Consider the following 13,183-nt stretch of genomic DNA (forward strand, 5'->3'; position numbering starts at 1 on the left):
AATTATTCAAACTCAATTAACAATTGATTTTTTTCTACAGCATCTCCTTTACCAGCAGTAATAGATTTGATAACACCGTCTCTTGGAGAGGTAATAATATTTTCCATTTTCATGGCTTCAAGTATTAATAGCGTATCATCTTCTTTAACATCTTGTCCAATTTTAACGTTAATATCTAATATTAAACCGGGCATGGGGGCTTTAATTTTATTGACATGCTTGGTGCTTCCTATAGCAAATCCCATATCCTTTATTAAAACATCTAGATCATTGATTATATTGATGTTATATGTCGTATTGTTAACCTTTATTTTATATGATTTTTTAATAAAATCGCTGTCTTCTATTAAAACGTCATAAGATTTATTATTGTGAAGAACATGACGTTCAGATTCAGAAACACGTAAGGTGTCTAGATTTGAAATATCATCATCAGATAAATCGAAATGAAAGGTGTCATTTACATTTGCCTTAAAGCTTTTGCTCATAGATGTATTAATTAATTGAACGTAAATATAATAATTTATTATGCCATTTTCATAAGCATTTATCGCTGTATCAAAATGAAGTAATCGTGTAAATTTGGCAGCAAAATTATTCTTAGAATATGAGCATTATCATTATTTAAAATTAGATTGCTCTTGATGTTGTTTGATGGCTTTTCGAGATAATAAAACACCGATGAATAAAGATACGAACGCACCTATCCAAATACCTGGAATGAAATCGATAAAAAGGAAAAAGTTATAAGTTCCGTGAAACAGAGCTGCCAGTAGTAGACCAAATAGATTTAGACCAATTCTATTTTTTGAAAATTTAGCTTTACCCATATAATAGCCCATTAAAATACCAAAGGTGGCATGTGCAGGTACTGCTGTAAATGCTCTTAGCAAGGCTACTTGATAGCCACCTTCAATCACATAAAAAATGTTCTCCGTAATCGCAAATCCCATGGAAACCATAACCGCGTAAACAATGCCATCAAAAGGTTCATTAAAGGCTTTGTTTTTCTGGGCGTAATACCTAACAATAATATATTTGCTAAACTCTTCGGTAAGCCCAACGACGAAAAAAGCTTTTATAAATTGCTGAAAAATACTGGTTTTATTAGGAAGTGGTAGTATAATATCAAAACCATAATAGAGCATGGTGGTGATCATGATACTCACAATGGCCCCTAAAAGGAAATTCGCTAATAGCAAGCGCTTGGGTTCTTTTTCATATTTATCCTTATAATTGATGAAGAGGATTATAAGGATTACCGGTGTGGCAGCTAATAAGATTAAATTCATTTATAGGAATTAAGATGACTTGGAGGCGTGAATGATATTTTGAAGGACACTTTGGTAATAGTCTTTGTTTGATGGAACAAAGTGGTTATCATTTCCTATATGGTTAATCAGTGCTTGAAATTTGTCGAAGGACACCAGTTTCAATGCTGCTACCTCATCTTCCTGTGGGATTAATTTTGATAGAGGGACTTTTAAAATGGAGATAAAGGTATGATGGAATTCGTTATCAAAAATGGTATTATCATAACTTTGAGTACACTTAAAAACACCGATTTTTTTTAAATCATTTTCATTAATGTCTATCCCAATTTCTTCCTTGGTTTCCCTAATCGCGCCTTCGATGATGCTTTCGCCAGAATCAATATGACCGGCAATAGAAACATCCCAGAGGAGTGGGCAAATGACTTTTGATGCCGCCCTTTGCGATAGTAAAATCTTGTTATCAAGTGTATAAAACCAAATATGAGCCGTATTGTGATAGTAACCTTTTTGGTGAATGATAGACTTTAACGCTGACCTACCCGTTGATTCCCCATGCTCTGTAACAATATCAATTAATTCATCCATTTAAGTTGTTTTTAGAACAGCAGCGATGCATGTAATAAGGTTGTCAAAATCACTTTCAGTATTGAATAGGTGGCAGGAAATCCTTATATATTTTCCGCGAATAGAAACATAGATCTTCTGTTTTTCCAGTTCATTTTTTAAATAATTGACATCCAATCCAATTGGTAGCTCAATACCAAAGAGATGATGGGTACGATACCTTGAATTTTCGATGGTACAACCCAAGTTTTCTAATTTTAAAACGGCCTGAGATGAAATAGATTTACAATACTCTTGAATCGCTTGGGGTGTCCAGTCTAAAACCTGTTTTAATGCTGCAATCTGCATTTTAACATATATAAAATTACCGCACTCACCCACATTATATCGGTTTGCTAAAGGTTTGTATTGGGATTCATAATTGGTTAATCCTGCGAAATTCTCACTATCTTCTCTATTGTACCAGTTTTCTTCAATAGGTGATCCGTTTTCAAAATATTTACCATAATACGCATAAGCACAACCATAAGGCCCAAAGAGCCATTTATAGCCTGCGCAAATAAGGGCATCTGGTTTTATGTCTTTGACCGAAAAGGGCAATGCACCTACAGATTGTGAACCATCAATAATTAGCAACGCCTTGTGAGCGGTTGCTTTTTTTCTAATCACTTTTAAATCAAAAAGCATCCCATTAGTCCAGTGAATATGACCCATGGCGACAACGGCTGTTTTGCTGGTTATCGCTGCTAAGATGGCTTCATTTAAACGTTTTCCTTTAAGGTTGCCAGATTGTGGGATACTCACCGTTTTTAAAGTAGCACCATATTTTGTTGCTAATTTTTGCCACACATAGACATTGCTGGGAAATTGCTCGTCTACGATTAGAATTTCATCTTCAGGTTTTAACCTAATATTATTGGCAACGCTTGCCATACCATAAGACGCCGATGGGATTAAGGCTATTTGGTTATAATCGTCCGCTTCAATAAGTTCTGCAAATAGGGTTTTAAGTTCTTTAACTGGTTCAAAATAATCTGAAATAGAAATCGTAAACGCATGCTGCTTCTGTAACAGACCATTCAAGCCTGCTTCGTGAATGGCCTTAAACGATGGCGATTGACTCGCTATGTTTAAATAGGTAACATCCTTAGGGATATTGAATATATGCTTTTGATTATCTAGCAACATAGTTTAAACTATTCAAAATAACTGAACGATTCGCCATCCTTAATATTTAATAGCGTTTCATAAATTAATTTAATCACATTTTCTACATCGTCCCTGTGCACCATTTCAACCGTGGTATGCATATAACGTAAAGGCAACGAAATTAGGGCAGAGGCAACCCCACCATTGCTATAAGCAAAAGCATCAGTATCTGTACCAGTGGCTCTTGACAAGGCAGAGCGCTGGAATGGAATCTTTTTATCTTCAGCAGTTTCTGTAATTAAATCGCGCAATTTTTGTTGTACAGCTGGGGCATACGCCACTACGGGACCTTTGCCAATTATTAAGTCACCTTGGGTTTTCTTTTCAATCATAGGTGTTGTCGTATCATGTGTCACATCGGTCACAATAGCGACATGGGGTTGAATGGTATGTGTAATCATTTCAGCGCCACGTAATCCGATTTCTTCTTGAACCGAATTGGTGACGTATAGTCCAAAGGGTAAGGTTTTTTTGTTTTCTTTTAACAAACGTGCCACCTGTGCTATCATAAATCCTCCCATACGATTATCTAAGGCGCGACACACAAATTTATCGCCATTCAATACATGAAATTCGTCAGGATAGGTAATAACGCATCCTACATGAACCCCCATTTTCTCAACTTCTTCCTTGTCTTTTGCACCCACATCAATGGTGATGTTGTCTGGTTTTGGCGCCTGTTCTTTTGATTTATCACGGGTATGGATTGCTGGCCAACCAAAGACACCTTTTACAATACCTTTTTTGGTATGAATATTTACAATTTTACTTGGTGCTATTTGATGATCGCTACCACCGTTTCTAATCACATAAATTAAGCCATTATCACTGATATAGTTGACATACCAGGATATTTCGTCGGCATGCCCTTCAATAACAACCTTATACTTTGCTTTAGGATTGATGACACCTACTGCAGTACCATAGGTGTCGGTAATAAACTCATCTACATATGGTTTTAAATACTCCATCCACAACTTTTGACCCGTCCACTCGTAACCTGTAGGTGCTGCGTTATTTAAATAGGATTCTAAAAATGTTAGTGATTTTTTATCAAGAATGCTTTTTTTAGCCATGAGATTGTAATTTATAGTTTTAGTCAATATAATTTTGACCATTAATAATTTGATGTATTTTGTAAAAATAACAGGATTTCTTTAGTTATTGACATAACTGAAATAATAATTTGTAACAAAGTTCACTATTTAAGTACTAATCAGCAATAACTCAATTTAAAGCACAAATCAACATGAAATATCCATAACTAAAACTTGATACCCAAGTGAAATGATTAAATGGATGTCGCATGTGACCAATAAAAAACAATACATATAAACACATGAAATTAATCATCAAAGATTTAACAAAAACCTATAAAAATGGTGTGAAAGCCATTGACAATTTAAACTTAGAAATAGGATCAGGAATGTTCGGTTTATTAGGGCCTAACGGTGCTGGTAAATCCTCTTTGATGCGTACCATTGCAACCTTACAAAGTGCCGATTCTGGTACGATTACGTTTGGTGATATTAATGTCATGGAAGATAAAATGGAACTTCGAAAAATTCTGGGCTACTTACCACAGTCTTTTGGTGTGTACCCAAAAATGTCCGCTGAGGATTTGTTAGATTATTTTGCCACCTTAAAAGGGATTAGCTCGAAGTCCGATCGGGCCAAAATAGTTGACGAGGTTCTTGAAATCACTAATTTATCTGATGTTCGAAAGAAAAATGTTTCTGGATATTCTGGTGGTATGAAACAACGTTTTGGTATTGCGCAATTGCTTTTGAATAATCCGAAGCTTATTATTGTAGATGAACCTACGGCAGGTTTGGACCCCGCAGAACGCCATCGGTTTTTAAATGTACTACGTGAAGTCGGCACCAATTGCACAGTCATATTTTCAACCCATATTGTTGAAGATGTTAAAGAACTTTGTAATGAGATGGCTATTTTAAATGGTGGTCGCATTTTAAAGCACACCACGCCAGTTGAAGCGACCAGTGAGATTAGTGGTAAAATATGGACCAAGGTTATTTCGAGAGACGAATTGGAGGCTATGGAGGCATCGTACAATATGCTATCATCCAACTATAATCAAGACAATACCTTAAACATTCGTGTTTACGCAGATGATAAACCAGCAGATGATTTTATTCAATCCACCCCGCAGTTAGATGATGTTTACTTTATTGCCTTAAAGCATGAAGAAATTGAAATCGTCTAATTAATCGAATAGCCAACACTAAAATCACGCACATGTTTACAACCATATATAAGCACGAACTAAAATACTGGTTTAAGAAACCCGCTTTTTACATCTATGCTGCCATCTTTTTTATTCTCGCGTTGTTCCTCTCTGCAGGAGCCGCTGGAATTTTTGATTTTTTAACTGTCACTACAGGTTCTGCCTTAATTGTAAATTCCCCCATAAGTGTCACGGGCATTTTAAATAGTCTTACCGTTTTTATATTCTTTTTGTTTCCGTCCATTATTGGGATGTCTATCTATCGGGATTTCAAAAGTGATATGCATACCATTTTATATTCCTACCCGTTCACAAAAGTAAACTACTTATTCGCTAAATTTTTTAGTGGGATTACGGTGGTTTCGATTATTGTATTAATCGTAGCTATAGGAACCATTATTGGTTTTAGATTACCAGGCACCAATGCATCCTTGGTTGGACCTTTTGATATCATGTCTTATGTTTCGGCTTACTTTGTATATGTGTTACCAAACATTCTACTATTTGGCGCCATCGTTTTTGCAGTGGTCACATTCACACGAAACGTCGCTGCCGGCTTTATAGTGGTCATTATATTAATGTTTGCCCAAGGACTTTTAGAAACCTTGTTTTCAGATCAAGATAATCGTTTCCTAACAGCCATTTTAGATCCTTTTGGATCTAGTGCATCAAACTATTACACACGGTATTGGACCATTGCAGAACAGAATGAATTGCACCTGCCAATAAAAGGTGTTATTCTTTACAACCGTTTATTATGGTTGGGAATAGCTTCAATTATTTTCGGAATGGTTTACAAACTATTTTCATTTAGTCAAAATGCCATGTCCCTAAACTTTAGAAAGCATACAGGTGTTCGTGCTACAAAATCTAATTTTGGTGGGATTACCAAAATTAATTTACCTAAAGTTCAATTTGATTATTCTTTCATTCAGAATTTAAAAACGACTTGGAAGCTCTCTAATGTAGATTTTAAATATATAATTAAGAGCTGGCCTTTTATCAGCATCGTTTTGGTTGGGCTTATTCTTATGCTCATTTCCTTATCTGAAATCGGAAATTTATTCGGTACAGCAACCCTTCCGGTTACTTGGAAAATGTTGGGTAACGGCGGCACCTTTGGCATTGCCATTATGGTATCCACGTTTCTGTATGCCGGTATGCTTGTGCATCGTGGTAAAATGGCTAATACCAGCCAATTGGTCGATACAACACCTGTGCCTAATTGGACGCTTTTATTATCAAAATTTGTGGCCTTATTAAAAATGCAATTTGTGTTACTTACAGTTATTTTGGTGTCTGGGATGCTTTTTCAAATATATAATGGGTATTATGATTTTGAATTGGGGCATTATTTTAAGGAGCTTTATATCATGCGGTTTTTGCAATTTGCTATTTGGGCCATGTTAGCATTGTTTATTCAATCTTTAATAAGGAATCCGTATTTAGGACTCTTCATTTTGTTGATCATTCTTATTGGTTTTCCGCTCATATTTTCATCACTGATAGAACAGGATATTTTTAAATTTAATCAAGGGCCATCGTTTAGATTTTCAGATATGAATGGATACGGGAATTCCTTACCTAAGTTTTTCGTTTATAAGCTGTATTGGTTTATTGCGGGTGTGGGCCTGTTAATTTTGGCAGGATTATTTCGGGTTAGGGGACTGCCTAATTCTTTTAAAGAACGCCTTTCAATTTTTAAAGACCGCTTTGTTGGACCAGCTAGAATGGGTTTTCTATTGGCATTAATTGCTTTTGTAACTATTGGCTCTACCATTTATTATAACGATAATATAGTTAATGAAAGTTTTACATCAAAAGAACGCGAGCAGCAAACGGTAGATTGGGAAAAGATATATAAAAAATATCAAAATGCCCCGCAACCAAGAATTGTAGCCGTGAAAGCAGCTATGAATATTTTCCCAAAGGCCTTGAATTTTGATGCTAGTGGGACATACACTTTGGTAAATAAAACCAATACGGTTATAGATAGTATTTTCTTAAATCACAATAATTATCCGAGTCATTTTAAATTTAACAAAGAAACCCATTTGGTTTCTGAGGATACGGTTTTTCATTTTGATATTTATCAACTGCAAAAAGGTTTACAACCTGGAGATACCTTAAAATTGGATTTCACGGTTAAGAACGAACCGAATACCTTATTAAAAGATAATTCGCCCGTTTTAGAGAATGGAACCTTCATTAATAATATGCAGATTTTTCCATCCTTGGGATACTCGGGTGGTGAACTGTCCGATGATGAAACCCGGAAAAAGTATGGTTTACCACCAAATGATTTAAAACCACATCCATCAGACTCAACCGCTTTAGGGAACCATTACATTTCTAAAGATGCCGATTGGATAGATTTTGAAGCTACGGTGAGCACCTCTGAAGATCAAATTGCCATCGCACCAGGATATTTGCAAAAAGAATGGACTGAGAATGGCCGTCGCTATTTTCATTATAAGATGGATAGTAAAATACTTAATTTTTATGCCTTTAATTCTGCGCGATACGCTGTTAAAAAAGATAAATGGAACGATGTGAATTTAGAAATCTACTATCATAAGCCACATACCTATAATCTGGAACGTATGATGGATGGCATGAAGGCGTCATTGGCGTATAACTCAGAAAATTTTAGCCCGTATCAACATAAACAGGCAAGAATTATTGAGTTTCCTAGAACTTCAGGGAGTTTTGCGCAGTCCTTTCCCAATACCATTCCGTTTTCGGAAGGTGTTGGTTTCATCGCCGATGTTGACGAAACTGAAGCAGGCGGTGTTGATTATCCTTTCGCTATTACGGTGCACGAAGTGGCACATCAATGGTGGGCGCACCAAGTGATAGGTGCAGATGTTTTAGGTGCTACGATGCTTTCTGAAAGTTTGTCAGAGTATGTGTCCCTTAAGGTCTTAGAGCATCAACAGGGAAAAAGCAAGATGCGTAAATTCCTTAAAAAGGCTTTAGATGATTACTTAACTAGCCGTTCTTTTGAGCGTAAACGCGAAAAACCGTTGATGTATAATGACGGACAAGGATATATACGCTATCAAAAAGGATCCTTGGTGTTTTATGCCATAAGCGATTATATTGGAGAAGATGTGTTGAAGAATGCGTTAAAACAGTATGTTGAAAAGGTGAAATTTCAAGAAGCACCCTATACAACCTCTATTGAAATGGTGGATTACATTCGTGAAGCGACTCCAGATTCCTTAAAATACACCATTAAAGATATGTTCGAAACCATAACGCTTTATAATAATCGCGTGGTTAACGTATCGTCGAAGGCATTGGACAATGGTAAATACGAGGTCGACATTGAATTTGAAGTGAGCAAATATAGAAATGATGATACGGGCAATAAATACTATGGAGAGAAAGTTGGTGACACGCTTTCTTATAAAACGGAATCGATGAGGCGCCCTTTGTTATCAGTACCATTGGCTGATTATATAGATATTGGTATTTTTGGAGAAGCTAATGACGATGATGATGACGATAAAGAAATAGAACTTTACTTAAAGAAGCATAAAATAACAGCAATCAATAATAAAGTGACTATTGTGGTTGATAAAAAACCGGTTGAAGTTGGTATCGACCCATACAACAAATTGATCGATACGAAATCCGATGACAATAGAAGGCGTTTGTAAGTTCCTTATATTACATTGAACTCATCTTGACTTTTTGTGTTTAACCGAAAATGAGATGAAATTTGTCCAGATTAGGCACTTTTTGAAAGGCATAGCATCGCTACGGATAAAAAAAGTAACGAAATATGGGCAGATTTCGGCCATTTTTTAGGAAATAGAAAAAGTCAAGATGAGTTCATTAATTAAAACTCACTGGTATCATTTTTGCTGGTGAGTTTTTGTTTTTAAACGAGTTCTTTATAAAGTGTCATTTAAAATTCACACAGAAATCACAATATTCATATAAAAACAAGTGTTATCGCTTTGTAAATTATTAATTTTGAAACCTAAATAGAAGGTTGTTTTTTATGAAGATATTATTGAAATATATTTTTCTAATTATCCCTATAATAACGTTTGCCCAGATTGATGAAATGGAGCAGGACTCCACTACAATAAAATATTTAATTATAGAAGGGGATTCGATGCCAAGAACCGCTATAAATTTAGACGAGGTCATGCTCTTGCATAAACTTAAGTTTGATAGTAAGAAAGACCGCATCCGTTATTTGATATTAAGACGAAAAACGATTAAAGTCTATCCCTATGCAAAAATGGCAGCAGATCGATTGGATTCATTAAATTCCAGACTGGCAACTTTAAAGCGAAAGCGCGATAAAAACAGATATACTAGAATGATGCAGAAGTATATTGAAGGTGAGTTTTCTGATGAATTAAAAAAGTTGTCCAGAACCGAAGGTCAAATTTTAATCAAGCTTATTCACAGGCAAACAGGTAAAACCACTTTTGAATTGGTAAAAGAGCTCCGCAACGGTTGGCGTGCCTTTTGGTTTAATACCACGGCCAGTATGTTTGATATTTCAATGAAAAGGGAATTCGATCCGTACCATGACAAGGAAGATTATCTTATTGAAGATATTCTGCAACGTAACTTCCAAAGCGGAAAACTGGAAAGACAAAAATCGGCTCTTGATTTGAATTTTTATGATTTGACCGATAAATGGTTATTCTCTAAAACGCAATAATGCGCATACAAACCCCTTTTGAAGAAAAACTTAATGCCATATCCCATGGCATCGGAATCCTTTTTGGAATTGTTGCCCTCATCATGCTCTTTGTCTATGAAGGTGAAAAAACATCTTGGAGTCTAGCAAGTGTTATTATTTATGGGTTTTCCATCATCATTTTATTTTCTGCATCCACCTTCTATCACGCTGTGAGAGATGAGAAACGGAAACACTATTTCAGAATTATTGATCATATAAGTATTTACATTCTCATCGCTGGTACGTACACGCCTGTGTGTTTAATTGCACTAGAACAAAGTTTAGGTTGGACACTCTTTTTTGTGGTTTGGGGTATTGCCGCCTTTGGTGTTATTTTAAAATTATTTTTCACAGGGCGCTTTGAATTTTTTTCAACGCTGTTATACTTAGTCATGGGCTGGCTTATTGTATTTGATTTTACAAACCTTTTAGATGTGATGGAGAGTCATGGAATTTTATTATTTTTTGCAGGAGGATTGGCTTACACCGTTGGCATTATATTTTATGCCGTTCAAAAAATACCTTATAATCATGTCATTTGGCATGTGTTTGTTTTGGCTGGGGCGATTTTTCATTTTTTAATGATTTTCTTTTACGTTATTTAACATGGTTAAAATTCACAAAGGATCTACCAGAACGGATTTTGAGATTATTGAAAAATTAGCAGACACTATTTGGCGCAATCACTACATTCCTCTAGTTGGAAAAGCACAAATAGATTATATGCTTGCTAAATACCAATCGGCTGAAGCTATCGAAAATCAAGTTGCTGATGGCTTTGAGTATTACGTGCTCAATTACAGTAAGATACCTGTAGGATATATAGCTATCAAACAAGAAACTAACAGTCTTTTTTTAAGTAAAATTTATGTTTTAAAAACTTTTCGAGGTAAGAAAATTGGTAAAAGCGCTATGGACTTTATTGAAGAAAAAGCTAAAGCTTATCATTTAAATGCCATCCGGTTGACGGTAAATATTCATAATGCCGATGCTATCGCAGCATATGAAAAATTAGGTTTTGTAAACATTGGGCCTTTGGTTACAGATATTGGAAATGGTTTTGTTATGGATGATTATGAGATGCAGAAAAAATTTAAATAGAAACCGTCATTACGAGGAGCAAAGCGACGTGGTAATCTTTTTTAAATTGAAATTAGAATTAAAAATTAAACAGATTGCTTCTCTAAGTTCGCAATGACGTTTACCCCTCAATAACCTCTTTATACTCCTCAAAAAAAGCTTCAAACAGATTCATTTTGTCATTGAAAAATACCATCACATCGCGCCAGGTATTTTTATTATGAATAGACACTTTTTGTTCTAACGGTACATAAATTCGAGAGATTTCCTTTTCGTTTTCTAAAAAATAATCTTCATCAAAAATAGCATCAGGGAGATAGTCGTCAATAAGGATAGTTTTTAAGGCTTGAAGCTTTTCCCAATGTTTGATGCGGTGTTCTAAATCATCCTCTAAATCTAAAGCTATTAAAGCCCGTTTGGTATCAAAATGAAATTTAAAACGCATGCCTTTCAATTTGGTATCATATAAAATCCATTTTCTTGGAAATGATTTCCCAAAACTCGTCCAGAATTCCTGCCGCAGTTGTCTTGATTCTTCTTTGCTAAACACTATTTTAGTTAAAAGTTAAAAGTATAAATTGAATATTTAAATTGCCAACAGCCAACAGCCAACAGCCAACAGCCAACGCTAGATAAAATAGGCAATCCCAACCCCAAGAATGATGGCAATAAACTTAGATAAATCAAATTTATGGCCCTCTCCACTTTCAAATAGAATGGTTGTTGATATATGAAAAAAGATGCCGATAACCAAGGCATTTATAATATGAACATAATCTGCAATAGCTGTCCATGAGTTAGAAATATAAGTTCCCAGAGGCGTCATGGCTGCAAAAATTAAAAGAAATGCAGCAATATGTAGTTTACTATAATTAGATTTTAACAAGAAGGTGGTAATTAAAGCTGCGATGGGTATTTTATGAACCAGCACACCATAAACCATATCATTATGTTCATGAATAGGAAACCCTTCCAAAAAACTATGGATACACAAACTCACAAATAGTAACCATGGAAATGTGCTATCATGCTTATGAACATGGACGTGCCCATGTTCTGCACCTTTTGAAAATAACTCCAAAAAAATTTGAAGCAAAATACCGCACATAATAAACAGTCCGGTAAGTTTAGCGTCTAGGTGATTATAAACTTCTGGCAGAAGTTCAAAAAGGGTTAAGGCTAATAAAAAAGCACCACTAAAAGAGAGTAGGAGCTTGGTGTTCCAAGATTTTTGCTTTTTAGTAATCAAGGCTATAACAAAACCTAAAACAACAGCCAATATAGGAAAAAGAAATTTATTCATTTAAAACAATATCCTCACAACCGTGAGTTTAATTAACTATAGATTATACCTATTTAAAAATCATCACGAGACGTTCAGACGTTTTGGTATTAAATGTATTCAACTTATAATCCCCGAAAACATCCAATAAATAGACGCCAGCCTGTTCAAAAAGCGCTTCAAAATCAGCTAAAGTAAAGGCTCTGACACGCTCCTGAAATTCATAATCTTCACCAACTGCCGTAAATTTAATATCCTTTACAATATAGCCATCTTCAACATAGCGCTTTAAGTAAAAATCGACACCATCAACTGTTTTCACCTCTTCGGGCACCAAATTATCAATGACAAACTCACTGTTCATAAAATCGATCACCCCAAAACCCACATCGTTCAGTTCCTCTTTTATCGCCTTAATAGTCTTTAAATTATCTTCTTCATGTTCAAAATAGCCAAAACTGGTAAACAGATTAAATACGGCATCAAAAGTTTTTCCGTAAGGATCACACATATTATGCACATCAAAATGCAAGGAATGATTTTCAAACTGCTTAGCATATTCAATGCTGTTCTCACTTAAATCCACACCAGTAACATGATACCCCATTTTATTGAGATAGACCGCATGTCGGCCTTTACCGCAAGCCAAATCTAAAATAGTGCCTTGCTCAGGAATATTTAAATAATTTGTGAGGGCATCCATAAAAGCATGCGCCTCACGATCATCCCTATCCTTATATAAAATGTGGTAAAACGGCGTATCAAACCAAGACGTAAACCATTTCGTGTTATTTGTACTCATATACAGGTCCTAC

General features: G+C 35.3%; 13 protein-coding genes. 5 read left to right on the plus strand and 8 right to left on the minus strand.

Going from position 1 to position 13,183, the window contains the following annotated elements; translation table 11 throughout:
- Window positions 1-2: 2 nt before the first annotated feature.
- The 5 genes from FAF07_RS13680 to FAF07_RS13700 form a co-directional block, all read right to left on the minus strand.
- Window positions 3-488: an acetyl-CoA carboxylase biotin carboxyl carrier protein subunit gene (locus FAF07_RS13680; protein WP_142785640.1), complete on the minus strand. Its 486-nt coding sequence runs from the start codon at window positions 486-488 to the stop codon at window positions 3-5.
- 132 nt (window positions 489-620) lie between these two features.
- Window positions 621-1,292 carry a PrsW family intramembrane metalloprotease gene (locus tag FAF07_RS13685; RefSeq protein WP_142785641.1) on the minus strand — a complete coding sequence of 224 codons (672 nt, stop codon included), beginning with the start codon at window positions 1,290-1,292 and terminating at the stop codon, window positions 621-623.
- Window positions 1,293-1,301: 9 nt separating this feature from the next.
- Window positions 1,302-1,859 carry an NUDIX hydrolase gene (locus tag FAF07_RS13690; RefSeq protein ID WP_142785642.1) on the minus strand — a complete coding sequence of 186 codons (558 nt, stop codon included), beginning with the start codon at window positions 1,857-1,859 and terminating at the stop codon, window positions 1,302-1,304.
- Window positions 1,860-3,026, minus strand: a complete 1,167-nt coding sequence (locus FAF07_RS13695) for an aminotransferase class V-fold PLP-dependent enzyme (RefSeq protein ID WP_142785643.1) — start codon at window positions 3,024-3,026, stop codon at window positions 1,860-1,862. It lies immediately after the preceding gene.
- Window positions 3,027-3,034: 8 nt separating this feature from the next.
- Window positions 3,035-4,123, minus strand: coding sequence for a M42 family metallopeptidase (locus FAF07_RS13700; protein ID WP_142785644.1), 1,089 nt, complete (start codon window positions 4,121-4,123; stop codon window positions 3,035-3,037).
- A 263-nt stretch (window positions 4,124-4,386) separates the two neighbouring features.
- Here FAF07_RS13700 and FAF07_RS13705 point away from each other — a divergent pair, with 263 nt between their 5' ends.
- From FAF07_RS13705 to FAF07_RS13725, 5 genes are all read left to right on the plus strand, one after another.
- Window positions 4,387-5,274, plus strand: coding sequence for an ABC transporter ATP-binding protein (locus FAF07_RS13705; RefSeq protein ID WP_142785645.1), 888 nt, complete (start codon window positions 4,387-4,389; stop codon window positions 5,272-5,274).
- A gap of 32 nt (window positions 5,275-5,306) precedes the next feature.
- Window positions 5,307-8,960 (plus strand): ABC transporter permease/M1 family aminopeptidase, encoded by a 3,654-nt coding sequence (locus FAF07_RS13710; RefSeq protein ID WP_142785646.1) that lies wholly within the window; start codon window positions 5,307-5,309, stop codon window positions 8,958-8,960.
- Between the two features lie 347 nt (window positions 8,961-9,307).
- Window positions 9,308-9,985, plus strand: coding sequence for a DUF4294 domain-containing protein (locus FAF07_RS13715; protein WP_142785647.1), 678 nt, complete (start codon window positions 9,308-9,310; stop codon window positions 9,983-9,985).
- On the plus strand, window positions 9,985-10,611 hold the full coding sequence (trhA, locus tag FAF07_RS13720) for a PAQR family membrane homeostasis protein TrhA (protein ID WP_142785648.1): 627 nt from the start codon (window positions 9,985-9,987) through the stop codon (window positions 10,609-10,611). Before FAF07_RS13715 ends, trhA begins: the two co-directional genes overlap by 1 nt.
- Before the next feature lies 1 nt (window position 10,612).
- The gene (locus tag FAF07_RS13725; protein ID WP_142785649.1) at window positions 10,613-11,107 is read left to right on the plus strand and encodes a GNAT family N-acetyltransferase; all 495 of its coding nucleotides are present in this window, start codon (window positions 10,613-10,615) and stop codon (window positions 11,105-11,107) included.
- 100 nt (window positions 11,108-11,207) lie between these two features.
- Here the strand turns inward: FAF07_RS13725 and FAF07_RS13730 are convergent, their stop codons facing one another.
- The 3 genes from FAF07_RS13730 to FAF07_RS13740 all read right to left on the minus strand — a co-directional run bounded on the left by FAF07_RS13730 (window position 11,208) and on the right by FAF07_RS13740 (window position 13,170).
- A complete protein-coding gene (locus FAF07_RS13730; RefSeq protein ID WP_142785650.1) occupies window positions 11,208-11,636 on the minus strand; it encodes a DUF4268 domain-containing protein in 429 nt (142 codons plus the stop codon).
- 78 nt (window positions 11,637-11,714) lie between these two features.
- Window positions 11,715-12,389: a ZIP family metal transporter gene (locus FAF07_RS13735; protein ID WP_142785651.1), complete on the minus strand. Its 675-nt coding sequence runs from the start codon at window positions 12,387-12,389 to the stop codon at window positions 11,715-11,717.
- Between the two features lie 49 nt (window positions 12,390-12,438).
- On the minus strand, window positions 12,439-13,170 hold the full coding sequence (locus FAF07_RS13740) for a class I SAM-dependent methyltransferase (protein WP_142785652.1): 732 nt from the start codon (window positions 13,168-13,170) through the stop codon (window positions 12,439-12,441).
- Window positions 13,171-13,183: the final 13 nt, after the last annotated feature.

The sequence above is a fragment of the Changchengzhania lutea genome, from assembly GCF_006974145.1.
In the GTDB taxonomy this organism is placed as follows: domain Bacteria; phylum Bacteroidota; class Bacteroidia; order Flavobacteriales; family Flavobacteriaceae; genus Changchengzhania; species Changchengzhania lutea.